The sequence below is a fragment of the Silvimonas soli genome (genome assembly GCF_030035605.1).
Taxonomy (GTDB): Bacteria; Pseudomonadota; Gammaproteobacteria; order Burkholderiales; family Chitinibacteraceae; genus Silvimonas; species Silvimonas soli.
Genome location: NZ_CP106736.1, coordinates 4,254,514 through 4,279,563 on the forward strand (window position 1 = coordinate 4,254,514; position 25,050 = coordinate 4,279,563).

At 56.1% G+C, this 25,050-nt stretch carries 17 protein-coding genes; 15 read left to right on the top strand and 2 right to left on the bottom strand.

Annotation, left to right across the window (positions count from 1 at the left end):
* The first annotated feature begins 233 nt into the window (after window positions 1–233).
* The 5 genes from N7220_RS19550 to N7220_RS19570 all read left to right on the top strand — a co-directional run bounded on the left by N7220_RS19550 (window position 234) and on the right by N7220_RS19570 (window position 7,457).
* Window positions 234–1,109: a DMT family transporter gene (locus tag N7220_RS19550; protein WP_283149209.1), complete on the top strand. Its 876-nt coding sequence runs from the start codon at window positions 234–236 to the stop codon at window positions 1,107–1,109.
* 304 nt (window positions 1,110–1,413) lie between these two features.
* A complete protein-coding gene (gene uxaC / locus N7220_RS19555; RefSeq protein ID WP_283149210.1) occupies window positions 1,414–2,796 on the top strand; it encodes a glucuronate isomerase in 1,383 nt (460 codons plus the stop codon).
* A 65-nt stretch (window positions 2,797–2,861) separates the two neighbouring features.
* Window positions 2,862–4,463, top strand: a complete 1,602-nt coding sequence (locus N7220_RS19560; protein WP_283149211.1) for a UxaA family hydrolase — start codon at window positions 2,862–2,864, stop codon at window positions 4,461–4,463.
* 26 nt (window positions 4,464–4,489) lie between these two features.
* The gene (locus tag N7220_RS19565) at window positions 4,490–5,920 is read left to right on the top strand and encodes a tagaturonate reductase (RefSeq protein ID WP_283149212.1); all 1,431 of its coding nucleotides are present in this window, start codon (window positions 4,490–4,492) and stop codon (window positions 5,918–5,920) included.
* Window positions 5,921–6,161: 241 nt separating this feature from the next.
* Complete coding sequence (locus N7220_RS19570) at window positions 6,162–7,457, top strand: MFS transporter (protein WP_283149213.1); 1,296 nt, start codon at window positions 6,162–6,164, stop codon at window positions 7,455–7,457.
* A gap of 136 nt (window positions 7,458–7,593) precedes the next feature.
* On the opposite strand, the gene N7220_RS19575 is transcribed toward N7220_RS19570, so the two are convergent.
* Window positions 7,594–8,325 carry a GntR family transcriptional regulator gene (locus tag N7220_RS19575; RefSeq protein ID WP_283149214.1) on the bottom strand — a complete coding sequence of 244 codons (732 nt, stop codon included), beginning with the start codon at window positions 8,323–8,325 and terminating at the stop codon, window positions 7,594–7,596.
* 149 nt (window positions 8,326–8,474) lie between these two features.
* Window positions 8,475–10,256 (bottom strand): GGDEF domain-containing protein, encoded by a 1,782-nt coding sequence (locus tag N7220_RS19580; RefSeq protein ID WP_283149215.1) that lies wholly within the window; start codon window positions 10,254–10,256, stop codon window positions 8,475–8,477.
* Between the two features lie 233 nt (window positions 10,257–10,489).
* On the opposite strand from N7220_RS19580, the gene N7220_RS19585 reads away from it, so the two are divergent.
* The 10 genes from N7220_RS19585 to rfbF all read left to right on the top strand — a co-directional run bounded on the left by N7220_RS19585 (window position 10,490) and on the right by rfbF (window position 25,048).
* On the top strand, window positions 10,490–10,672 hold the full coding sequence (locus tag N7220_RS19585; RefSeq protein WP_283149216.1) for a hypothetical protein: 183 nt from the start codon (window positions 10,490–10,492) through the stop codon (window positions 10,670–10,672).
* 201 nt (window positions 10,673–10,873) lie between these two features.
* Window positions 10,874–12,676 (top strand): M61 family metallopeptidase, encoded by a 1,803-nt coding sequence (locus tag N7220_RS19590; protein ID WP_283149217.1) that lies wholly within the window; start codon window positions 10,874–10,876, stop codon window positions 12,674–12,676.
* A gap of 218 nt (window positions 12,677–12,894) precedes the next feature.
* Window positions 12,895–13,350 (top strand): SEL1-like repeat protein, encoded by a 456-nt coding sequence (locus N7220_RS19595; protein ID WP_283149218.1) that lies wholly within the window; start codon window positions 12,895–12,897, stop codon window positions 13,348–13,350.
* 218 nt (window positions 13,351–13,568) lie between these two features.
* Window positions 13,569–14,657: an iron-sulfur cluster carrier protein ApbC gene (gene apbC / locus N7220_RS19600; RefSeq protein WP_283149219.1), complete on the top strand. Its 1,089-nt coding sequence runs from the start codon at window positions 13,569–13,571 to the stop codon at window positions 14,655–14,657.
* Window positions 14,658–14,764: 107 nt separating this feature from the next.
* The gene (gene smc / locus N7220_RS19605; RefSeq protein ID WP_283149220.1) at window positions 14,765–18,265 is read left to right on the top strand and encodes a chromosome segregation protein SMC; all 3,501 of its coding nucleotides are present in this window, start codon (window positions 14,765–14,767) and stop codon (window positions 18,263–18,265) included.
* 87 nt (window positions 18,266–18,352) lie between these two features.
* A complete protein-coding gene (locus N7220_RS19610; RefSeq protein ID WP_283149221.1) occupies window positions 18,353–19,597 on the top strand; it encodes a cell division protein ZipA C-terminal FtsZ-binding domain-containing protein in 1,245 nt (414 codons plus the stop codon).
* A 104-nt stretch (window positions 19,598–19,701) separates the two neighbouring features.
* Window positions 19,702–22,074 carry an NAD-dependent DNA ligase LigA gene (gene ligA / locus N7220_RS19615; protein ID WP_283149222.1) on the top strand — a complete coding sequence of 791 codons (2,373 nt, stop codon included), beginning with the start codon at window positions 19,702–19,704 and terminating at the stop codon, window positions 22,072–22,074.
* Window positions 22,075–22,409: 335 nt separating this feature from the next.
* Window positions 22,410–23,297, top strand: a complete 888-nt coding sequence (galU, locus tag N7220_RS19620; protein WP_283149223.1) for a UTP--glucose-1-phosphate uridylyltransferase GalU — start codon at window positions 22,410–22,412, stop codon at window positions 23,295–23,297.
* 181 nt (window positions 23,298–23,478) lie between these two features.
* Window positions 23,479–24,219, top strand: a complete 741-nt coding sequence (locus N7220_RS19625) for an S-methyl-5'-thioinosine phosphorylase (RefSeq protein WP_283149224.1) — start codon at window positions 23,479–23,481, stop codon at window positions 24,217–24,219.
* A 49-nt stretch (window positions 24,220–24,268) separates the two neighbouring features.
* A complete protein-coding gene (rfbF, locus tag N7220_RS19630) occupies window positions 24,269–25,048 on the top strand; it encodes a glucose-1-phosphate cytidylyltransferase (protein ID WP_283149225.1) in 780 nt (259 codons plus the stop codon).
* Window positions 25,049–25,050: the final 2 nt, after the last annotated feature.

The window sequence follows — 25,050 nt, forward strand, 5'->3', positions numbered from 1 at the left end:
TGGCTGGTCGGGATTAACCCGGGTGTGCTGCCGGGATGCATCGCTCAATCTATTTGCTTGCGCTGCTGTACGGCATAGATGAGATTACAACTGTTGCTTGCAGCGCCGCCAGGATGCGTCTGGAATACACAAAGCTTCGGCGGCTTGCAGAACAGGTTTTTACGTGACCGCATTTTCCTCTTCATCGATGGCTACGTCATCGTCGATGTGTATTTCTTTTCAGGTTGGTGGCTATGAATGCAATTGAATTAACCGTGCTGGCGGCAATCTGGGGCGCGTCATTTCTGTTTATGCGCGTTGGTGCACCCGAATTCGGACCGGTGCCCTTGATTGCTTTGCGCGTTGGCATCGCCGCGTTAATGCTGTTGCCGGTGCTGCTCCAGCCACAGGCACGCAAGGATATTCGGCAGCGGTGGTGGCCCTTGCTGGTGGTGGGCGTGACGAACTCTGCCTTCCCGTTCTGCCTGTTCGCATATTCAACCTTGTTCGTGAACGCGGGGCTCGACTCGGTCCTGAATGCGACCACCCCGTTGTGGGGCGCGCTGATTGCTTTCGTCTGGCTGGGTACGCGGCTGACCGCAGATCAGATTCTGGGAATGGCGTTAGGGATGCTGGGCGTGCTAGTCCTGGTATGGGAGCAAATCGCCTCCGGCCAGGCGACGCAAATCACTGCGGTGTGCGCGGTGCTACTAGCCACGTTGTCTTACGGTTTCGCTGGGCACTACTCAAAACGCAATCTTGCCGGGATCGCCGCGCCGGTTACCACTTGGGCCAGCCAGTTTTTCTCGATGCTGATCTTGCTGCCCGCTGCGATTATCTGGTGGCCTCAACATGTTGTATCGACGACCGCCTGGTTGGCGGTACTGGGCTTGGGCGCGATGTGTACGGGGCTGGCCTATATCCTTTATTTCCGCCTTATTGCGCATGCCGGGGCCAGCTATGCCATGGCCGTCACTTTCCTGATTCCGGTGTTTGGTGTGGCGTGGGGGTATTTGTTTTTAGGCGAGGCCATCACTCTGCAAATGATCGCCGGATGCGTGGTTATTTTGCTGGGCACCGCACTGGCTACGGGCAAGCTGCAACTGATACGCCGGTTCGGGTTTGCCTGAGGTTTGGGCGTAAACGGAGTTTTCGATGTGGAAGAAGGCGGGCTACCCCGCCTTTTTTATTGTCTGGCATAAGCCAGTTGCCCGACCCGATACCGTCTATCGGTGCTCTCAGAACTAACATTGATAAGGATCATGCGTAGTTCATGTCTGGAACACTACAAATCACTTGCATTGCTAATATATCAGAACTCATAATCCTGATATATCAGATGGCCTGCTCAATCCTGGTGCGGTATTGGGTGTTGTGAACAGGCGCTACACGCACCGTTTAATGGCAAGGAGTTGTACGACGATGGCTGCTTTCATGGATAAGAATTTTCTGCTGGACACCGAAACTGCGCGGCACCTCTACCACAACGTGGCTGCGGATTTGCCCATTATTGATTACCACTCGCACCTGCAACAGGGCGAGATTGCCGAGCGCAAGAAATTCCGTAACGTGGCGGAACTGTGGCTGGGCGGCGATCACTACAAATGGCGACTGATGCGCAGCTCCGGTGTTTCCGAAGAGTTCATCACCGGCAGCAAGTCGGATGAAGAAAAATTCCGCGCCTTCTGCAAGGTGCTGCCACACGCCATCGGTAACCCGATTTATCACTGGAGCCATCTGGAATTACGCCGCATTTTTGGTATTGATCTACTGATCAACGAAAAGAATGCTGGCCGCATCTGGGAAGAGGCCAACGCCAAGCTGGCGCAGATGGACACCTGGTCGTTGCTGGAACAAGCCAAGGTAGAGATTGCCTGCACCACGGACGACCCGGCCGACGACCTGCTGCAGCATGCTGAAATTGCCAAATCATCACTCAAAACCCGCGTTCTTCCTGCCTACCGCCCCGACAAAGCCATGCGTATCAACAAACCGGGTTTTGTTGAATATCTGGGCAAGCTGGGTAAGGCATCCGGCATCAAGATCGGCAGCTTTGCCGACATGATCGCAGCGCTGGCCAATCGCGTGGCGTTCTTCCACAGCCAGGGCGCCCGGATCAGTGATCATGCTGTCGATGTGGCGCTGCCGGTCCAACCTGCCACCGCACAGCAACTGGAAGCACTCTTCCAGAAACGACTGGCTGGCGAAATGCTGACCAGTGCCGAAGAAGGCCAGTATATCCGCGCCATTCTTACCGAGTTGGGCAAGGTCTACGCGGCTCATGCCTGGGCGATGTGTCTGCATATTGGCGCCCAGCGTAACAACAACAGCCGCATGCTTGGTCGTCTGGGTGCGGATACCGGTTATGACTCGATCTCTGACATGAGCTGCAGTGAAGGTCTGGCCGCTTTGCTGGACACCCTGGATAGCGATGACCAGTTGCCCAAGACCATGCTGTTCTGCCTGAACCCGAATATGAACGACGTTCTGTCGACCATGATCGGTAATTTCCAGGACGGCAAGGTTGCCGGCAAGCTGCAGTTCGGCCCGGCCTGGTGGTTCAACGATCACAAGGAAGGCAACCTGCAGCAGTTCGTTACGTTGGCTAACCACGGGGTACTGGGTACTTCGGTTGGCATGGTGACCGACTCTCGCAGCTTTGCTTCTTACCCGCGTCACGATTACTACCGTCGCCTGTTGTGCCGCCAGTTGGGCCAGTGGGTGGAAGGCGGGGAGTACCCGGCAGAAGAAGTCGCGCTGGAACAGATCGTGCGCGACGTTTGCTACGAAAACGCGAAGCGTTACTTCGCCCTGTAAGTAAAAGCTGCGCCCGCGCTAAGAGCAGTGCGGGCGATTTCCAGCGAGAAGGACACACATCAGCCATGCAAAAAATACTCTGTATCCACCCCGATGATGACATGCTGGTCGCGCTTGCCGATCTGGAGTCTGGCGAGATCGTCAATTGGGAAAACGAATCGATCATGGTCACTACGCCGGTCGCAGCCAAGCACAAGCTGGCGCGACGGGCGTTTGCCAAGGGCGAACTGCTCAAGTTGTACGGTGTGCCGGTGGGTCGTGCCATGCAGCCGATCAAACGCGGCGAGGCTGTGACCACCGAGAACCTTGAGCACTATGCCGCCGACGTTGAAATCACCGACACCAAGCCCTACAGCTGGACCCCGCCTGACGTTTCAAAATGGGATGAAGCCACTTTCCCTGGTGTAGTTCGGGCAGATGGTCGAGTGGGTACGGCTAATTACTGGCTGATCTTCCCACTGGTGTTCTGTGAAAACCGCAACGTTGAGCACCTGCGCAATGCGCTGGAAGGCCCATTGGGTTATGCCACCAACGATCTGGCGGCATTTACTCTGTCGTTGTTGGGCGAAGAAATGGAAGCGCCAGCGCAGGCTGTGACGCGGCCTTTCCCGAATGTTGATGGCGTTCGCATCATTACCCACGCTGGCGGCTGTGGTGGCACGCGTGCTGACGCGCGCTCGCTGTGCAAGATTCTCTCTGCCTATGCCGATCACCCCAACGTCGCTGGCATTACTGTGTTCAGCCTCGGTTGCCAGAACGCGCAAATCAAAATGTTCAAGGAAGAACTGGCAAAGCAGAACGCCAACTTCGACAAACCCTGTCTGATTTATGAGCAGCAGCAGTGGGACAGTGAAGAAGCGATGATGAAAGCTGTGTTGCAAGACACGCTTAAAGGCGTCAAAGCAGCCAACACGGTTACACGTACTCCGGTGCCGCTTTCGCACCTCAAGATTGGTGTGAAGTGTGGTGGGTCGGATGGTTTTTCCGGCATCTCCGCCAACCCGACCATGGGTATGGTTTCCGATATGGTTGTGGCACTCGGCGGCTCATCCATCCTGGCGGAATTCCCGGAGTTGTGCGGTGTTGAGGCCAGCCTGATTGAGCGCTGCGAGAACGATGACGACAAGCGCCGATTTCTCGGCATGATGCGCGATTTCGAGGCCAAAGCCGCCGCTGTCGGCACCAGCTTTGCCGCCAATCCGAGCCCAGGCAATATCCGCGACGGCCTGATTACCGACGCGATCAAGTCCGCTGGCGCTGCCAAGAAGGGCGGAACATCGCCGATCGTGACGGTGCTCGACTACGGTGAGCAGACCGATAAATCCGGCCTGGCGCTGCTCTGCACACCTGGTGGTGACGTCGAATCGGTGACCGGTATCGTGGCTTCTGGTGCCAACGTCGTGCTGTTCTCTACCGGCCTTGGTACGCCAACCGGCAACCCGATCGTGCCGGTGCTCAAGATCGCGACCAACACCCGCGTTGCTACCAAACTCAAAGACCTGATCGATTTTGATTGCGGTCCGGTCGTGGACGGCAAGCCTTTACCAGTCGTCGCCACAGATTTGTTCGAAATGGTTGTCGCTACTGCGGGTGGCCAATACAAAGCCAAGGCGGATCGCCTGCAGCAATACGACTTCATTTTCTGGAAACGGGACATCTCCCTTTAAGTCTTTAATTTAAAGAGTGCCAAATCATGCAACAACTGAAGCGGGAAGGCCCGTTTACACATCCGGTCAAAGTCCTGCAGTTTGGTGAAGGCAACTTCCTGCGCGCCTTTGTCGACTGGCAAATTGATTTGCTTAACGAACGTACCGGTCTTGATGCGGGTGTGGTGGTGGTGCGTCCGCGGAGCAACCCGACGCTGCCTTTGCTGGATACCCAAGGTGGTGTGTTTACCACGCTGATTCGCGGCTTGAATGAACAGGGTGAGGCGGTAAAGGAATATCGCAAGATCACTTGCGTTCAACGTGAAATCGACCTCGCCGACAGTTATGCGGATTACCTGGAATTAGCGGCCAGCCCGGATCTGCGTTTTGTGGTGTCCAATACCACCGAGGCGGGTATCGCGATCAACGACGAAGATGCATACGATGATCTGCCGCCGGCCAGTTTTCCAGCCAAGCTGACGCGTTTTTTGCATGAACGCTATGCCCGTTTTGAAGGCGCGGCTGACAAAGGCCTGGTGCTGCTGCCCTGCGAACTGATTGATTACAACGGCGCTGCATTGAAAGCTGCCGTGCAACATTTTGCGCAGCTCTGGCAACTGGGTGAAGGCTTTGGCAACTGGCTGGATCAGGCGTGTACCTTCTGCTCTACCTTGGTGGACCGCATTGTTACCGGCTACCCGCAGACTGAAATTGCCGAGATCGAGAAAGAACTCGGCTACCGCGATACTTTCCTGGTCACGGCCGAGTATTTCTACCTGTTCGTTATCCAGGGCCCGCAGTGGCTGGCAGACGAACTCAAGCTCGATGGCGCCGGGCTGAATATCCAGCTGGTTGCAGATATCACCCCCTACAAGCAGCGCAAAGTGGGGGTATTGAATGGTGGTCATACGTCGCTGGTGCCGGTGGCTTTGCTGGCCGGGCTGAAAGAAGTCGGTGAAGCGGTTGCTGATCCGGTAGTTGGACAGTATCTGCTTAAAACGCTGGATGAAGAAATCATCCCGGCATTGCCGCTCCCGCGTGAAGAACTGGACCCGTTTGCTGCCGACGTGTTGCGTCGTTTCCGTAATCCGTACATTCACCACCGCCTGGAGTCCATTGCCCTCAATAGCTGGAGCAAGTTTGCGGCGCGTGTTTTGCCGCAAATCCTGACCTATCAGAAAGCAAATGGTCATCTGCCCAAGCGACTGGTCGTGGCACTGGCCGCAACCATGCTGCTGTACCGCGGGCATTTAATTACTCTGGCCGATGATGCGGCAAATCTGGAGTGGTTCAAGATGGCTTGGGCCCGCTTTGGCGAGCGTCGCTGGTCATTCCACGATGTTGCGCTTAACTGGCTGGCCAATGAGGCTTTGTGGGGACAGGATTTGAACCATATTCCAGGCTTTACCGCAGCTTTGACAGACGAACTCACCCGAATTGACCTTGAAGGAATCACCAAGGTGATCGCAACGCTATAAGCGTTAGTTTAATTTCCCGGGAGTTTCACTTTGCCAGACATGGTTTGGCGAGAGAGCCTTCCGGGGCAGGATAGTTTCAGAGTTCTCCTGGAGACGTAGTACAGAATAATTGCTTTAATTACCGGTTTGACCATTTTTATCCAGCGAATGATCTGACCAGAACGACCATGAATTTAATAAAGGCCACCTGGCCGCCATAAAACCACTGGCTTGCAAAAAAAACCAACGGTACGAGGAAATCATGGTAAAGCTCAAAGGAATGCGCTGGTGGATGGTGGCTATTGTCACCTTCGGCCTTATTGTTAATTATCTGGCCCGCAATACATTATCGGTGGCGGCACCGACCATGATGGCGGAAATGCACATGTCGACCCAGCAGTATTCGTATGTGGTCGTCGCCTGGCAGGTCTGTTATGCCTTGATGCAACCGGTTGCTGGTTACATTCTTGATGCAATTGGCACCAAGCTTGGGTTTGCCATTTTTGCAGCGTGTTGGTCTCTGGCATGTGCCGCTGCGGCGCTGGCTACGGGCTGGCAAGGGTTGGCATTCTTTCGTGCACTGCTTGGCATGTCTGAAGCTGCCGGTATTCCGGCTGGGGTTAAAGCGACGACCGAATGGTTCCCCGCAAAAGAACGCTCGGTGGCTATCGGCTGGTTCAATATCGGCTCTTCAGTAGGCGCGCTGCTGGCTCCGCCGTTGGTCGTGTGGTCCATCATGCACGGCACGTGGCATTGGGGTTTCGTTATTGTCGGTGCGCTTGGTCTGATCTGGACAACAATCTGGATGCTTTTCTACAAACATCCCAAAGACCAGAAAGCACTTTCGGATAAAGAACGCGATTACATTCTGGAAGGTCAGGAAGCACAATTCAAAGACGAAGTTGTTCGCAAGGCAAGCTGGAAGTCGATTGTGTCGTCGCGTAATTTCTGGGCAATTGCAATTCCACGGTTCTTGTCAGAACCAGCATGGCAAACCTTTAATGCCTGGATTCCGCTTTATATGATGACTGAGCGTCACATGAATCTGAAAGAAATTGCGCTATTTGCCTGGTTGCCATTTCTGGCCGCAGATATTGGTTGCGTATTGGGCGGTTATTTGAGCCCGTTCTTCCATAAATATTTTAATGTTTCGCTGTTTACCTCCCGCAAGATGGTTGTGGTATTTGGCGCCTTGTTCATGATCGGACCAGCATGTATTGGCTTGGCTGCAAGTCCTTATACGGCTATTGCGTTGTTGTGTGTTGGTGGCTTTGCTCATCAGACTTTGTCGGGTGCGCTGTACTCGGTCACTTCGGATATGTTCGGCAAGCATGAAGTTGCCACTGCAACTGGCCTGGGGGGCATGAGCGGGTATCTGGGTGCAACACTGTTTACCCTGTTGTTTGGGTTCCTGGTTGTCAAGATTGGCTATTCACCGCTTTTCCTGCTGCTGGCGATTTTTGATCTGGTAGGGGCTGTAGTGGTTTGCGTGCTGGCTCGCGAACGCAAAGTGGAGCAACTGCCGGTTGAAGGGCAACTTGCTGGCGTGCCAGCCTGAGTAACGAGTAAACGAGCAGCGAAGCAACCGAACTGGGCCGAATATTTTTCAGTCGGTTGTTGCCCACAAAGGGCGTGGTTGCTGAAAAACAAAAGCCGGATTAATCCGGCTTTTGTTTTTGGGCCAGCGTATTGTTTCAGGCTGGTTTGCGGTCAGGTAGATGCTGAATAAAATACTCTGGTTGTAGTGTGCGGGCCACTTCCAGTACAGGCAATACGTGATCTAGATGAGACCGCATTGCCGCCAGCGCTGCCTCAGGCGCGCCTGCCTCAATAGCATCGACCACTGCGTCATGCTCATCCACTACACCTTCCATTCGGCCGGGTAATGGCAAGGTCAAACGACGGTAACGGTCGATCTGGGTCTTTGCCTGCAAGATAATGGGCCACACACCCGGATGCCCGGACAATTCGGCAAGTGCGGCGTGAAAGGCTTCATCCGTCTGATGGAAACCCCGGGTGTCGCCAGCTTGGGTGTAATTGCGTTGTGTTTCCAGAATGCCGCGCAAAATACTAACGCCTTCCGGCGTGGTTCTCTTGGCGGCTTCTTCCACAATGGCCAGTTCCAATGCTGTACGAACCAGCATGGCTTCCTCCAGGGCATCCAGCGGAATCCGGGCCACAAAAGTGCCCACGCGCGGCATGATTTCGATCAAGCCTTCTTCTGCCAGACGTTGCACTGCCTCATGTACTGGCGTGCGGCTGGTGCCGTGCTCGGCGGCAAGGTCTCGCTCAATGATGCGTGTGCCGGGCAGCATGCTCATTTCAACAATGCGTTGCCGCAAATCAAGATATACCCGGCGTGACGCGCTCAATGCAGCGTCTTGGCCAAGGGCTTCTGCTTCCAGATATTTTTCTTTGGAACTCATTGAATTGACTCAGATGCCATTGTAGATAAATTTGTTGTCAATGATGACACAGTTGCTGATTGTTTTGCTTTTGAATTTTGCGTCAATCTGTACACGATAATTGCAATCAATTATCTAAGCATTTTTCCAGCCGGGAATTACCTTTTTTATTAGGTTTCATCGTCTGGTCCACGGACACTGGAAGGTAAAAATGGTTCATGGGCACTGCTGCCGGCAACCTGGTTTCGTCCTTGTTTCTTCGCTTTGTAGAGTTGCAAGTCGGCTTGCGAGATCATTTTCTCCAGCGTGTAGGCTTGCTCATGCAAACAGGAAAACCCAATGCTGATTGTGAGGTTAATCGTTTTATCTCCGATCTTCGTCAAACCGCTTGCGGCGATATCCTGGCGGATTCGCTCCAGCGTTTGCAATGCCTTTGCCATATCGGTATCAGTCAGTAGCAATATGAATTCTTCGCCGCCATACCGCGCAAAGATATCGGAATTCCGTAAATTGACACGACAGCGATCACTCACTGCCCGAATCACGGCGTCACCAACGTCATGACCCCAGGTGTCATTCACCTGTTTGAAATGGTCGATATCCAGCAGGGCGACGCAGCAACTGCCATTGCGGCGGCGTGTTTGCGCCAGTGTAAGGCTGGCGAGCGCCACAAAGGCCCGCCGATTCAATATACCGGTGAGGTAGTCAGTGGTTGCGGCCTGATGCAGCTCAGCGATCAAAGCCTCGCGCTCGCTCTCCAGATTGCGCCGCGCCACGCTATTGTCGCGCAGCACAGCAATAGCCTGCATGACATCACCGATTTCATCCTGCCGTTTGGGCGCCGGAATGGTGGTTTCCAGCTGGCCACCTGCCAAAGCCTTGATGATGTCTGCTGAAACCGTCAGCGTATCAAGCAAGCGATAGCCAAATAAGATGACCGGTGCAATTAACAGCACGAACAATGCCACCGCCAGTAACGCCAGCCGGATCAGATTGTCGCGTGCCGTAACGCTATTGGTCAGCGCTTTTTGCGTGGCAGCCTGCAGCAGGCTGTCGCGCAATTGCAGGATAGAGTCCATGGTCGGTACATAACGTGCGGCAAATTCTCCGGTGGTGAGTGTGGGAAATTCGTTGCGTTGCCAGCTGTGGCGCAGATTATCGACAAGACCCAAGCCTGCGCCGAAGTATTGTTTATCCATATTGGCCATTGCTGCCGTAACGCTCGGGCTGTCGCAGCAACGGGTGGTGCGGTTGATTACGCCGCCGCGAATGACATCGATATGACCCGTAATCCGTTCTACGGCTGCGGAGGATTCAGCCGTCAACGCTTCGTGCCGCACCAGCGCACGCGTAAATTGCGATCCGAGTTGCCCGGCTTGCTCGCGCAGTTCGGCGGCAGCCCGGGCGGCCACGATGGCATCGTTTAGATCGGTGCCGTAGCGCTCTACCGGCTGCGCCAGACGGGTGGCGATGGGCGATGCTTGAGTGGCAATGGCAATCATTCCTGCCACTGTTGTATCCAGATCATTGCCGTTACGCTCGGCCACGGGTTTCGCGATTAACGCATCGACCCGGTAACGCGCTTGCGTGAGATTGTTGTTTAGCCGATTCAGCGTGCCAAGTTGCTCAGCTCTTTCCGGTTCTGGCAGTTGTTGCATGCTGACCCGCAGCCGGGCAATGGCTACTTCACTATTAGCGCGGGCGGTGGCCAATGCCTGCACCTGAATAATCGGGGCTGGCTTGGCGCTGCCCAGCATCGCATTGGTCGGGCCGCGCTCGCGTGACACCATTTCAAATACTTTAAGAGCCAGCCCGGCGCGCTCGACATCTTCCACCGCACGCCGGTTACTGGCGTATTCATGCCATTGCTTGTGGGCAAGCCAGCCGAGCAGGCCTGCCAGCGACAAAGCCCAGATGCCGATATAAATCAGAAGGCGTGTTTTTATTCGCATTCGTCGGTCAAATTGCAGGTTGATTAAATCTGCGCCGATTTGGGTTGGTCATGCCTCGGCCTTTCTTCGACAGGTTGGGTCGCCACGCCCTGATGTATGGACTCATTGCTTGCCACCGTGCGCCAGATTACGTAGAAGTTCATTGACCGGTTGGCGAGGGTGGGAACATGCAGCCCATTCCTGGGTCCATCGTGAGTGTTACGGCAATAAACTGCAAATACACGGAGTTCGACATGGTGCAAAAACCCGAACGTGAAGCAGAAGAGCTCGATTATTCGGATCAGGATGTGGCGAAAAAACAGCAGCAGCGACTTGATCGCATTCGGCATGAGCACGGTAACAAGCCCCAGCATGAGCAGGTGAGCGATCCAGTGCCCAAGAGCCAGGAAGGGCCGATGTCGTTGCCCCCGCGCTAAGCCTTTGAGGTTTCGCGTTATCCTCAGGTGCCGGTCGTGGTGTCCCAGCCAGGGATTGCCCCGGCTTGATGTGCTGCGCCTGTAAGATCATAGTGCTGGCAAAACCTGGATACGGTCTGCAATCCGGCCCCGGCAACGATCTTGCCGTGTGTCGCGCGCTGGCCACTCATCATTCTTATAACTGAATTCAAGAGCCATGTAATGCCTCACTACCGGATCAAACCCGCAGATCTGCGCGCCCATTATTTCGACGTCACATTGACCATCGACAAGCCCGATGCGGCGGGTCAGATTGTCTGGTTACCGGTCTGGATACCGGGCAGCTACCTGGTGCGTGAATTCGCCCGCAATATTGTCGATATCAGTGCCAGCAGCAAAGGCAAGCCGGTCAGCCTGACCAAACTGGACAAGCATCGCTGGCAGACTGTTCCGGTCAAGGGCAAGCTCGAGATTCATTACCGCGTTTATGCGTGGGATTTATCCGTGCGCGGGGCTTATCTGGATGAAACTCGCGCATTCTTCAACGGCACCAGCACATTTCTTGCCGTAGCTGGCCAGGAACATGTGCCCTGTACCGTGGAATTGGTCGCGCCCGCCGCATCACGCTGGAAAGTGGCTACCAGCTTGCCGCTTGATGGTGCCCGCTCGGGTGATTTCGGTCTTTATCGTGCCGCTGATTACGATGAATTGATTGATCATCCGGTAGAAATGGGCGCCTTCGCCGAAGAACGCTTCAAGGCCTGTGGCGTGCCGCATCAGATCGTGATTGCCGGAAGGCACCGCACGGACATGAAGCGCTTGAAGCGCGATCTCAAGAAAATCTGCGAATACCAGATCAAACTATTTGGGGAACCCGCGCCGTTTGAGCGTTATGTCTTCATGAGTATGGTCACCGGTGACGGCTACGGCGGCTTGGAGCATCGCGCATCGACCGCCTTGATGGTCAGCCGCGATGATCTACCTCTGGAACATGAATCTGCGGTAAAGGCTGGTTATCGCCAGTATCTCGGGCTGTGTAGTCATGAGTATTTCCACACCTGGAACGTCAAACGCATCAAGCCTGCGGCATACGCGCCGTATGACCTGAATCGTGAGAGCTACACCCGTCTATTGTGGGCGTTTGAGGGGATTACTTCCTACTACGACGATCTGACGCTGGTGCGAACCGGCCTCATTACCCAACAGGAATACCTCGATCTGCTAGCTCAAACCTTGACCGGCGTGGAGCGTGGCGCTGGCCGCCAACGCCAGACTCTGGAAGAGGCCAGTCTAGATGCTTGGGTCAAATACTATCGGCAGGACGAAAACAGCCCCAACGCCATCGTCAGCTACTACACCAAGGGCGCGCTGGCCTCGTTGTGTCTGGACTTGACCATCCGGCAGCGCAGCAAAGGCAAGAGGAGCCTGGACGATGTCATGCGCGCCTTGTGGCAGCGATTTGGCAAAGACTTCTATACAAGCAATGGCGGCCAGGGGGTTGGCGAAACCGAATGGGAAGCCATTGCCAGTGAAGTGGCCGGGTTTGATCTGGCAGCGTTTTTTGACCAGGCCCTGCGCTCGACTGAAGAACTACCCGTTAGCGAGTTGCTGGCCAGTGTTGGCGTGGACAGCCAGACCCGCGTCATTGCTGGCAATGGCGACAAAGGCGGCTGGAAAGACATTGCAACGCCGGGCAACAGTATCGGCGCGCGAATCGCCAGCGAGGCGGGCGGCGTCAAGCTGACTCATGTGCTTGATGGCGGGGCGGCGCAGGCTGCCGGGTTGGCGGCTGGCGATGTGATTGTCGCCATTAATGGCTTGCGTGTCAGCAGTGCCAATCTGGATACGGCGCTTGGTTCTTACGTCGCCGGTAGCGAAGTGCAGATTCACGCATTCCGGCGTGACGAACTCAGCTTGCGCCAACTGAAGATACAGGCTGCAGCGGTTGATACCTGGGGCCTGCGTCTGGCCAAAACAGTCGATGAGAAAACCCGAGTGGCGCGCAAAGCCTGGCTGGAAGACTGAGCCTGCAAGATTCGGCAATCCAGGCCTTCTCTGAATCGGATAGCCGCGCAAACATCAGATGATGTTTGCGCGGCTACGTTTCCTGCCGGTTTTAAGTGTTGGTTGAGGCAAAGTTACGGAAATTTCCCCCTGAACATCGGAATGATCTGATATCTGACGACAGTACGGAGACTGAATAATGCATCCATTCTTAAAATCTCAAAAAGAAGGGTGCTCCGATGTCAGATATGGTCTCAGCGCTATCCGCACGCGATCTTCAAGTTGATTTCAATCACGCCGTCACCCAACTGGCTGATACCGACCCTGACATCCAGGCGCAGGCCATTGGCACGCTAAGACAGCTTGCCGCCGCTGGCTTGGCCAAGGCTGCTTACAACATGGGCGTAGCCTGTCTGCGCGGTTTTCATATGCCGCAAGATAGTCAACTGGCCGCCCATTTCATGTTGCAGGCGGCGCAGGCGGGTTGCTCACGTGCATATTACCCGTTGGCCAGATTGATACTGGATGGCCAATTGACCACCTGCAATCGCTTGCCGACAGATTTCCGCCGTTTTATTTCAGCCAAATGGTTCTGGCGCGCAGCGGTGCAGGGCGATCGACGCGCTGACAGCTGGCTCCAACGCTCTTGGGTGCCAGCCATGTTTAATTGTGCCGGGTCGGTAGGTTATAAATAACGGCTTCCGGGCCAGACGCCATCGAGACGCAGCGAATGGGGCGGGGAAGAGCATTTCCGCCTCATTTCTATTTGAGTTGCAGTGGAGGCGGGCGTTCGCTTGTTTGCCGTTGTCCGCTGGGCTGCAAGTCTTGATTTTCCGGGGGAACCTCTCCATCTGAGGTAAAATCAGCACCTATTGTCCACGCGTGTTCACGCCCGCCTTTCCCGGAAATACCCATGTCCGATCTTCAAGCTATCCAGAACGCCCTGGCACTCACCATTGATCCCAATACCGGCAAGGACTACCTGTCGTCACGCGGGGTGAAGAATCTCAAATTCGAGGGTGGCGTAGCCAGTTTCGATCTCGTGCTGGGATATCCTGCGCAGAGCCAGCAAGCAATAATCCGCCAGCAACTGGATGACGCATTACGCCAGGTGCCGGGCGTTTCGGGCACGGATATCCGGATTAGCACACTGATTGTTGCGCACTCCGCCCAGCGTGGTTTGCAGCTGCATCAGGGCGTCAAGAACATCATTGCGGTGGCTAGCGGCAAAGGTGGTGTGGGCAAGTCCACTACGGCGGTCAATCTGGCGCTGGCCTTGTCGGTAGAAGGCGCACGCGTCGGCTTGCTGGATGCCGATATCTACGGACCGTCGCAACCCACCCTGATGGGTGTGGCCGACCAGCATCCGTCTTCGCCCGATAACAAACACATTGAGCCGATTGTTAATTACGGTGTACAGACCATGTCGATCGGCTTTCTGATCGACCCCGAACAACCGATGGTCTGGCGCGGTCCGATGGTGACGCAGGCGCTGACGCAACTGCTTAATGACACGCTGTGGGACAACGTTGATTACCTGATCATCGATCTGCCGCCCGGCACTGGCGATATCCAGCTGACGTTGTCGCAAAAAGTGCCACTGACCGGCGCCGTGATTGTGACCACGCCGCAAGACATCGCCTTGCTGGATGCTCGCAAGGGTCTGAAGATGTTTGAGAAGGTTGGCGTGCCGATTCTGGGTATTGTCGAAAACATGAGCACGCACATTTGCAGTAACTGCGGTCACGCCGAACCGATTTTTGGCGAAGGCGGCGGCGCGGCAATGTGCAAGGATTACGGCGTTGATCTCTTGGGCCAATTGCCGCTGGATTTGTCGATTCGCCTGAATGCCGATGCGGGCAAGCCAAGCGTTGCGGCAGACCCAAATAGTGCTGTTTCGGAAATCTACAAAACCATCGCCCGCAAAGTGGCTGCGCGGGTGGCGATCAAGTCGCAGGATTTCTCGGCCAAGTTCCCCAAGATCGTGATCCAGAACGATTGATCTTCGCCTGATACGGCAAGGTGTGGCGCCATTGCCACGCCTTGCTGCAACCGGCCACCCGCATTGCGCTACAATCGCCCCTTTCGCAACCGCTAGCGACCTTCTCAGTGCGTCTTACCCACATCAAGCTGGCTGGCTTTAAATCGTTTGTTGATCCGTCGACTATTCATGTCGCAGGGCAACTGGTCGCCGTTTGCGGCCCGAACGGTTGCGGCAAATCCAATGTGATTGATGCCGTGCGCTGGGTATTGGGCGAGTCATCGGCCAAGCAACTGCGTGGCGAATCCATGCAGGATGTCATCTTCAATGGTTCGGGCTCGCGCAAACCCGTGGGCCGCGCTTCGGTGGAACTGGTGTTCGACAACAGTGCCGGACTGGCTGCCGGGCAGTGGAGTCAGTACGCCGAAATCTCGATCAAGCGCCTGCTGACCCGCCAAGGCGATTCTTCCTACTACATTAATCAGTTGCCGGTACGCCGACGCGACATCACCGACTTGTTCCTTGGCACCGGGGTAGGCAAGGGCGGTTACGCGATCATCGAACAAGGCATGATCTCGCGCATCATTGAAGCGCGCCCTGAAGAATTACGCCATTTTCTGGAAGAAGCCGCTGGCGTTTCCAAATACAAAGAACGCCGCCGCGAGACTGAAGCGCGCCTGGCGGATACCAAAGACAATCTGGACCGGGTTGATGATATCCGGCTGGAACTCACCGGCCAGATCAGCAAGCTCGAATCCCAGGCCGAAATCGCCGCCCAATACAACAACCTGAAAGACGCGATCACCGAAAAGCAGAACCTGCTGGCATTGCAACGCAAGCTGGATGCAGCGCGAGATGTTGAAAACACCCGCCGCGACATCGAAACCGCGCAAAACACCCTCGAAGCCAAATTGGCCGAGTTGCGGGCTTTGGAAGCCGCGCTGGAAGAACTGCGCGAAACCCACTTCACCGCCAGCGATGCCGTTCACGCAGCGCAAGGCGAGTTGTATGACGCCAACGCCACTGTGGCGCGGCTGGAGCAACAACTGCTGCATTTGCGCCAGAATCGCGAGCGCCTGAGCGCCGATCTGGAAGCGGCCAAGGCGGAGCTGGCGCGTATTGACCAGAACAGCCGCCAAAGCATGGCCGAGCGCGACGACTGGCTGCAACGCCAAGAAGCTGCCGCGCTCACCGCCGAAGAAACGGCAATGTCGCTGGACGACGAAACCCAGCGCCTGCCCGAACTGGAACAAGCCTTGAAAGAGGTGGATGAGCGCTTCCAGCAAACACGTGATCAATTGGCCCAGGCACGCAATACCCTGCAATTGACGCAGCAGCAAACCCAGCACCATGTGCGTACGTGCGAAACGCTGAAAAACCGGCGTGATCGTCTGCAACTGGATTTGTCGCGCTTGAGTGCTGACGGCGACGATACGCAACTGGAAGCGCTGCGCCTGGCGCTGGAAGAATCCACGCTTAGCGTTGAGAACGAACAACTGGCTTTGGCGGATGAAGAGGCTGCGCAGGAAGAACTGCGCATTAGCTTGTCTGAAGCCACCGCTGCGCGCGAGCAAGAAACGCGAGCACGCACCGAAACCCAGGCACAAATCCGGGCATTGCAAAGCATGCCCGCGCCGGTGGATGACAAAGCCCTGGCGCAATGGCTATCGGCCAACGATTTGCAAAGCCTGCCGCGTCTGTATGAAGGTCTGCGGATTACCCCAGGCTGGGAAAAAGCCGTCGAAGCTGCTTTGGGCCAGCGCATGCAGGCCCGAGCAGTGACGCAGTTGCCGGATTCGATCCCGCCCGCTGCCGTGGCGTTGTTGCAGGCGACAGTTGCGGCTGCCCCGACCACGCAACTAGCGTTGCCTCGTTTGCTGGATCACATCCAGTGCAACGATCCCAATCTGCAGCGCGCATTGGGCGACATGCTCGCCCAGGTCTGGTGTGTCCAGACTCCGGCAGACTGGCTGCTGTGGCGCGAACAACTGCCGGCTGGTGGCTTGCTGATTACCCCGCAAGGGCACAGCGGAGATCGGCAGTCCTTGCAATATCACGCGGCGCAAGGTGTGGTCGCCAACCTGGTGGCACAGCGCCAAGCGCTGGAACAAGCGCTGGTGCGGGCGGATGAACTGGAACCGCTATGGCAGCAATCGGTACAAGAGCACGAGCGTGTGCAGAACGAACTGACGGCGTTGGAACAAGGCATGCGCCAGCGCCGCAACGCTTTGGCCCAGTTGCAAAATCAGAGCGCCGAAATCGCCCGTCAGAGCGCCCGTCTGGAAGAAGCCAACGCACAACGTGTCCGCCAGGCTGCGCAGTGGCAGGAAGAACTGGAAACCGTCACTCTGCAGCTGGAAGAAGAAATCTATGCGGCTCAGGAAACTGAAACCTCGCGCTTGAACGCCGAGGAAGCACTGGAGCCTTTGCAGGAAGAACTGGAAGCGCAAAAGCTGGCGCGTACTGAGGCCGAATCGGCCTGTGACTTGCAGCGCAGTCGCCTGCGGCAAGTGGAGCGATTGGCGCAGGAAAGCCGTTTTGCAGTGCAGGCCGCGGAAACAAGATTGTCTGAAATGGCGCGCCGCGACGAAGACCTGACACATCGACGCGATCTGGTGACAGAGCGGCTGGAAACGCTGACCCTTGAGCTGGAAAGCATCCACGAAGGCGATTTTGACGTGGGTTTTCAGGATGCGATCAATCTGCGCGGAGAAAAAGAACGCGCATTGGCGGCTACCCGCGATGCGCTCAACGGCTTTGCCCAGCAAATGCGTGACCGCGAGGCGGAGAAACAACGCATCGAGGCAGGCATGGAGCCAGCGCGTGAAGCGGTTAACGCTGCAAGACTCAAGGAGCAAGAGTCTCGTCTGGCGCTCGAACGCTTTACCGAGGAACTGCAAGCTGCTGGCGCGGACGAACAAGTCTTGCGGGAGAAAATTGGCGCTGGCGTCAAAATTTCCAGCCTGGTCGCCGAGATCGGACGCCTGACGCAAGCGCTGGGATCGCTCGGCTCGGTCAACCTGGCCGCGCTTGAAGAGTTAAACAATGCACGTGAACGGCAAAGTTATCTGGATGCGCAAGCCGGCGACCTGGCTGCAGCGGTAGAAACGCTGGAAAACGCCATTCGCCGCATTGATCGGGAAACCCGTGCCCTGCTGCAGAGTACGTACGATACGGTGAACGCCAATCTGCAAGAATTGTTCCCCTTGCTGTTTGGTGGGGGGCATGCCGAATTGATGCTCACCGGTGACGAAATTCTTGACGCCGGGCTGACCATCCTCGCGCAACCGCCCGGTAAAAAGAACAGTACGATCCATTTATTGTCAGGTGGCGAGAAAGCACTGACCGCGTTAAGTCTGGTATTCTCGCTGTTCCGGCTTAACCCGGCGCCTTTCTGCCTGCTGGATGAAGTTGATGCGCCGCTGGATGATGCCAATACGCTGCGTTTTTGCGAGTTGGTGAAAAAGATGGCCGAACGCACCCAGTTCCTCTATATCAGTCACAACCGGCTGACCATGGAGATGGCCGGGCAGCTGGTGGGTGTGACAATGCAAGAACAAGGGGTTTCACGCGTGGTGGCGGTAGATATCGAAACCGCACTGTCCATGCGTGAAGCTGTAACCGCTTAGGGCTACTGACAAAACTGGTGCCAGGCCGCACCCCGGTGTGGCCGTGGTCAGATGATTTGACACGCATGGTTTTGTGAGCAGCTCTTGATGAATCACCGCTTGAGTCGTGATACGGCTCAAGGGATAACGACAACAGCCTTGATCATGACCGATTTGCAACTTGGTTCACTGATTGCCGGTGGCGCTATCGTCGCTGCCGTCTACGCATTCAACTGGTGGCAAGAGCACCGCTACCGCAAACAGGCCGCCAAAGCCTTTGCCCGCAGCCAGCCTGACGTGCTGCTGGACACCCCGCAGAATCTGGTGCGCAAAGGTGATCAGCAGCGCCTGGAGCCAGCCTTGGCTGCGCCTTCAATTGCGACGGCCGGCGTGCGCGAAGAACCCGTACTGGCAGGGCATACCGTCGAAGAGGTCTATGACGACGAGCCTGATTACGCCGCACCGTCTTATGCACCAACCGCGCCCGTTGCCGAGCCGGTTTCGCCGCGCAACACACAGCCTGCTTTTGCCGCTACCGCCCCGATGGTAGACGTCGACGATGAGTCGGAAATCGGTTTACTGGACCCATCGCTCGATTTCATCGCTGAAGTCCACACCGGCGTAGATATCCCGGCAGGCGAGATTCCACCGTTTCCTGGCGCCAAACGCGTGCGGGTGATTGGCCTGAATGAAGCCGGCCAGTGGCAAGCGGTTTACGGCAGCAACGGCAATGCGTTCAGTGAATTGCGCATTGGCCTGCAACTGGTTGACCGGCAGGGTGCGCTGACACAAGAACAGCTCAACGGCTTTTGCATGGCGGTACAGCAGTTTGCAGATGAGCACGATGCTTCGGTTACCTTCCCGCAACGCTCGGCCAAGTTGGCTGCAGCAGCAAACCTGGATGAGTTCTGCGCTTCGGTTGACGTACTGATTGGCCTGAATGTGATGGCCAGCGGCAATCCGTTGCCGATGGAGAAAGTGCGCGTGCTGGCTGAACATGCCGGGCTGATCAAAGCGCCGGATGGCACTTTCCAGTATCGCAGCGAAACTGGCAAAGCCTTGTTCTCGCTGACCAACCACGACCAAACGCCATTTGGTATGACATCCGAAGGTATTACCTTGCTGTTTGACGTGCCGCGTGCGGCCGGTGGGTTGTCAGTTTTTGAATATGTGTGTCAGTTCGCACTGCATCTGTGCTCGCAACTTGGCGCCACACTGGTAGATGACAACGGCAAGCCGCTGACCACCGCCAGTCTGACCAGCATTCATCAGCAACTGGCGCAAATTTATGCCCGTATGGATGAGCGTGGCATTGAGCCCGGCTCGGCCACGGCATTGCGTTTGTTTGCTTGATAGTCTGGCAAGTTAGCTAATATCTGATGATTGATTGAACCGATAGAACGGGAACAGGGCCACTGGTCAAGCTCCCGTTCTGGCCCTCTGATGGACCGAAAATCATGACAGACCTGATAGAACAGGCGGCGCAACTGCGCCGCCTTTTGCATCAATACGGCCACGAATACTACGTGCTTGATGCGCCGAGTGTGCCCGATGCCGAGTACGACCGCATTTTTCGTGAGCTGCAGGCGCTTGAAGCCGCACATCCAGACTTGCTCACCGCAGATTCACCCACGCAGCGGGTTGGCGGCGCCGCGCTGCCCTCGTTCAATAGCGTAATCCATCGCGTGCCAATGCTGTCTTTGAACAATGCATTTGAGGACGAAGAGGTCGAAGCGTTCGACCGCCGCGTGCGTGAAGGCTTGGGGATCGCGGCGGCAACCTATGACGTCGGCCCCAAGTTTGATGGTTTGGCCATGTCGCTGACCTATCAGGATGGCGTCCTGGTTCAGGCCGCCACGCGCGGCGATGGTGCGACAGGCGAAGACGTTACGCGGAACGTACGCACCATCAATGCCATTCCGTTGCGTTTACATGGCGAAAACATTCCCGCTGTGCTGGAAGTGCGCGGTGAGGTGCTGATGTTCAAGAAAGACTTTGAACGTCTTAACGATGAGCAGACCGCCAAAGGACTCAAGGTCTTTGCCAATCCGCGCAATGCGGCTGCGGGCTCTTTGCGTCAGCTTGATTCGCGCATCACCGCTTCAAGACGACTGGCGTTTTTTGCCTACGGTATCGCCACCTGCGAAGGGGTAACGCCTCCGGCCAGCCAGTCGGCCGTGATGGATTGGTTTGCCACCTTGGGATTGCCCATTTGCAAAGAGCGAGACCGGGTTGTCGGGTCCGATGGCCTGTTGGGTTATTACCATCGCATTGGTGATAAACGCCCGTCTTTGCCGTATGAGATTGATGGCGTCGTCTACAAGGTTGATTCTTTTGCGCAGCAAGAAGAACTTGGCTTCGTCTCGCGTGCGCCGCGCTGGGCCATCGCCCACAAGTTTCCGGCGCAGGAAGCGCTGACGCTGGTGGAAGCCATTGATGTGCAAGTCGGACGCACTGGAGCGATCACGCCGGTCGCGCGCTTGCAGCCGGTGTTTGTCGGCGGCGTTACCGTGACCAATGCCACCTTGCACAACGAAGATGAGGTCCGCCGCAAAGATGTACGTATCGGTGACACGGTTATCGTGCGGCGTGCTGGCGATGTGATTCCGGAAGTGGTCGGCGTGGTGCTGGAGCGTCGGCCAATGATCGAACAGACCGGTGGCGATCTATTTTCTGCGCAGCAAGTCCCGCGCGAACCGGCGTATCAGCTCCCCAAAACCTGCCCGGTATGTGGCTCGCACGTGGTGCGCGAAGAAGGCGAGGCTATCGCTCGCTGTTCGGGTGGCTTGTTCTGCTCGGCTCAGCGCAAAGAGGCGATCTGGCACTTTGCCGGGCGTCGCGCCATGGATATTGATGGCCTGGGTGGTCGCTATATCGATAACCTGGTGGAACTGGATTACGTGCACGGCGTGGCCGACCTGTATCGACTGACGCTGGATGATTTTCTGGAGATGAAGCGCCGCGCCGATGAGCGCGACGGCCTTACACCGGAAACGGTCCAGCAGGGCAAAGTCGCCACCAAATGGGCAGAGAACCTGCTGGAGGCCATTGAAGCCAGCAAGAAGCCGCCACTGGCACGCATGCTGTTCGCGCTGGGTATCCGCCACGTGGGTGAGTCCACCGCCAAGACGCTGGCGGATTGGCTGGGGCGACTGCAGTGGGTGCGTCATGCTCCCGCCGCTGTTCTGCGAGTGTTGCCGGATATTGGTGGCACCGTGGCCGATTCCATTGCCGATTTCTTTGCCGAGCCCAAAAACCAGCAGGCGCTGGATGATCTGCTGAGCGCAGGTGTCGAGCCGCAGGGTGAGCGCGCCCCGAGTGCTGAGCTGAGAGAAAAACTTGATGTCGCAACGCTGTATGCCGCATTGAATATCCCCAGACTGACGCCGGTGCGAGCCAAACAACTCGCCGGGCAATTCCCGACATTGGCGGGTCTGGCCCAAGCCAATGAAACGGCCCTGGTTGGATTGCCGACGGATGTTGCAAGCGCTGTGCTGACTTGGCTGGGTCAGCCAGATCGACGCGAACAATTGCAGCAACTGGATCAGTTCCAGGCCAGATTGCTGGACGCTCTCCCGCAAGCAAGCGAGGCCACGCAAGGTGTGTTTACCGGCAAAACGTTTGTGCTAACCGGCACCTTGCCCACGCTGTCTCGCGATGAGGCCAAGGCACTGATTGAAGCGGCGGGTGGCAAGGTGAGCGGCAGCGTCTCTAAAAAGACGGATGTGGTTGTGGCGGGCGAAGAGGCGGGTTCCAAGCTGACCAAGGCCCAGGAGCTGGGCGTGCCGGTATGGGATGAAGCGCAGCTGCAGGCAGCACTGACGACGTAGCAGTCGGAGGCTGGTGTCTGGTTGACAAGAAAAGGGCTGACATCAATATCGGCCCTTTTCCTATGGAATCATGATGTTTATAAAATTAAACATCGTCTATCAGAATTCGCTGGTTGACTTTGGTGTTTAATTGTCTGAACATTGATGCTATGCACAAATCAGAAGCCATTCGCTTGTTTGGATCCCAGACCCGCCTTGCCGATTCGCTCGGCCTTGGTCGTTCCGCGGTATCCCAGTGGCCCGACGAGTTGCATCAGCGTCAAGCTGATCAAGTCATGGGGGCCGCACTGCGATTGGGATTGCTGGAATCAGCCAATCAAACCAGAGGATTCGGTATGCAAAAAATTCGTAAGGCAGTTTTTCCGGTCGCGGGGATGGGGACACGCTTTTTGCCGGCCACCAAGGCCAGCCCTAAAGAAATGATGTCCATTGTCGACAAGCCGCTTATCCAGTACGCCGTGGAAGAAGCGCTGGCCGCTGGCATTACCGAAATGATCTTCATCACCGGGCGTAACAAGCGCTCGATCGAAGACCACTTTGATAAAGCCTATGAGCTGGAAAGCGAACTGGCAGCGAAGAACAAACAGAAGCTGCTGGATATTGTGCAAGGCATCCTGCCCAAGGGTGTTACCTGCGTGTATATCCGCCAGCCAGAAGCGCTGGGTCTGGGCCACGCCGTGTTATGCGCCAAGCCAGCGGTAGGTGATGAGCCCTTTGCCGTCATCCTGGCAGATGACTTGATCGATGGCCGTACTTCAGAACTCAAATTGATGGTGGACCTGTTCGACGACACCCATTGCTCTGTACTGGGCGTGGAAGAAGTCCCGCATGAAGATACCGGTTCTTACGGCATTGTTGAGGTGGGTGAGCCGCAAAGTGGCCGCCTGAAAATCAACAGCATCGTAGAAAAACCCAAGCCTGCTGAAGCGCCTTCCAATCTGGCCGTGGTCGGGCGTTATGTGCTGACACCGCGCATCTTCCATCATCTGCAAAGCGTGCAGCCAGGCAAGGGCGGCGAAATCCAGCTCACCGATGGCATTTTTGCGCTCATGCAAGAGCAGCACGTGTTGGCGCACACGCTCAAAGGCAAACGCTATGACTGCGGCTCCAAGTTCGGCTTTTTGAAAGCGACCTTTGAGCTGGGTCTGAAGCACGAAGAAGTGGGCGAGGAGTTTACCTCGTATCTGAAGGAGCGTATTGCCAGCGGTGAGCTTGCTCGGTGATTTGGCGACACCTGCTGCAATATTTGTGAGATTTTGAGAAATAAGGGACTACACGGCTGGTGTCGTCCCTTTTTCTTTTTTAAGATGTTCTGGTTACACGCGCTGGCTGCTGCTGATTTTATTGATCCATCAATAACGAGTCCGGGATTGGCGCTTGCGTCAGCCCGCAGGAGAACACCTCATGCTCGCCATCATCGGCGGAACTGGCGCTGGCCAGCTGGCCAATCTGGAAGTTACGCGCCGGCAAGTCGTGCGCACACCTTATGGTGACCCGTCTGGCCCGCTGACATTTGGCGAAGTGGGTGGTAAACCAGTGGTATTCATTGCCCGTCACGGCTACGGCCATACCATCCCGCCGCACCTGATCAACTACCGCGCCAATATCTGGGCGCTGGCCGATCAAAAAGTCACCCAGATTGTGGCCATCGCTTCAGTTGGCGGAATTCGCGCCGATATGGGGCCAGGTGTGCTGACTTTGCCGGACCAGATCATTGATTACACGTGGGGGCGCAAACAGACAATGTACGAGGGCGGCCTGCATCCGGTTACCCACATTGATTTTACCGAGCCCTACAGTGCAGATTTACGAGCAACCGTACTGGCCGCGGCAAGGCAAGTGGGCGTAGATATCGTCGATGGCGGTGTCTATGCCTGTACCCAAGGCCCACGTCTGGAAACCGCCGCAGAAATCCGCCGCATCCAGCGCGACGGCGGTGATATCGTAGGCATGACCGCCATGCCGGAAGCCGCACTAGCCAGGGAGGCGGGTGTCGAGTACGCCACCATCGCGGTCGTCTCTAACTGGGCAGCAGGACAGCAAGACAGCGCGCGCGGCGTAGTTTTTACGACAGCAAGTGGCGTGTTTGAGGCGGCGATGGCTCGCACCAATTCGATATTGGAAGCATTGTTAAAACAGTCCTGATTGGTTCGATATAGGCATTGATGGGTAAAACGCAATTGAGGGGTGTGGCGTGAAGGTTGTTATCCTGGCAGGTGGTCTAGGTACGCGTTTGGGCGAGGAAACAGATCTTCGCCCCAAACCGATGGTTGAAATTGGCGGCCGACCAATTCTTTGGCACATCATGAAAATTTATTCGGCCTACGGCTTCAATGAATTTGTGATTTTGCTGGGTTACAAAGGCAACCATATCAAAGAATTTTTTGCCAATTACTTCCTTTACCAGGGCGACGTCACGATTGATCTTTCCAATAACCAGATTGAGGTTCACCGCAATCAATCTGAACCGTGGAAAGTTACGCTGCTGGAAACCGGGCTGGACACGCAAACGGGCGGACGCATCTTGCGCGCCAAAGACTACGTGGGGCAGGAGGATTTTCTGCTGACTTACGGGGACGGCGTGTCAAACGTCGATATTGCTTCATTGGTGACGCAACATCAGGCTTCGGCCAATACCCTGGTCACCATGACCACGGTTCAGCCAGAGGCGCGCTTCGGCATTGTCGACGATGATGATGCAGGTCTGATTCGTGAGTTCCATGAGAAACCGCCGGGTGATCTGGGCTGGATCAATGGTGGTTTCATGGCCTGTCGGCCAGAGGTCTTTGATTTCATTAAAGAGGGTGATTCCACCATTTTTGAACGGGCACCGCTGGAACAATTGGCGGCTCAAGGCAAGTTGATGGCGTACCGTCATCACGGCTTCTGGAAATGCATGGATACCCTGCGCGATAAAATCCAGCTTAACCACATGTGGGACCAGGGCAATGCCCCCTGGAAAGTCTGGGGCTAATC

Coding starts and splice junctions, on each gene's coding strand:
- N7220_RS19550 (WP_283149209.1), top strand. CDS start 234: ATGAATGCAATTGAATTAACCGTGCTGGCGGCAATCTGGGGCGCGTCA.
- uxaC (WP_283149210.1), top strand. CDS start 1,414: ATGGATAAGAATTTTCTGCTGGACACCGAAACTGCGCGGCACCTCTAC.
- N7220_RS19560 (WP_283149211.1), top strand. CDS start 2,862: ATGCAAAAAATACTCTGTATCCACCCCGATGATGACATGCTGGTCGCG.
- N7220_RS19565 (WP_283149212.1), top strand. CDS start 4,490: ATGCAACAACTGAAGCGGGAAGGCCCGTTTACACATCCGGTCAAAGTC.
- N7220_RS19570 (WP_283149213.1), top strand. CDS start 6,162: ATGGTAAAGCTCAAAGGAATGCGCTGGTGGATGGTGGCTATTGTCACC.
- N7220_RS19575 (WP_283149214.1), bottom strand. CDS start 8,325: ATGAGTTCCAAAGAAAAATATCTGGAAGCAGAAGCCCTTGGCCAAGAC.
- N7220_RS19580 (WP_283149215.1), bottom strand. CDS start 10,256: ATGCGAATAAAAACACGCCTTCTGATTTATATCGGCATCTGGGCTTTG.
- N7220_RS19585 (WP_283149216.1), top strand. CDS start 10,490: ATGGTGCAAAAACCCGAACGTGAAGCAGAAGAGCTCGATTATTCGGAT.
- N7220_RS19590 (WP_283149217.1), top strand. CDS start 10,874: ATGCCTCACTACCGGATCAAACCCGCAGATCTGCGCGCCCATTATTTC.
- N7220_RS19595 (WP_283149218.1), top strand. CDS start 12,895: ATGTCAGATATGGTCTCAGCGCTATCCGCACGCGATCTTCAAGTTGAT.
- apbC (WP_283149219.1), top strand. CDS start 13,569: ATGTCCGATCTTCAAGCTATCCAGAACGCCCTGGCACTCACCATTGAT.
- N7220_RS19610 (WP_283149221.1), top strand. CDS start 18,353: ATGAATCACCGCTTGAGTCGTGATACGGCTCAAGGGATAACGACAACA.
- ligA (WP_283149222.1), top strand. CDS start 19,702: ATGACAGACCTGATAGAACAGGCGGCGCAACTGCGCCGCCTTTTGCAT.
- galU (WP_283149223.1), top strand. CDS start 22,410: ATGCAAAAAATTCGTAAGGCAGTTTTTCCGGTCGCGGGGATGGGGACA.
- N7220_RS19625 (WP_283149224.1), top strand. CDS start 23,479: ATGCTCGCCATCATCGGCGGAACTGGCGCTGGCCAGCTGGCCAATCTG.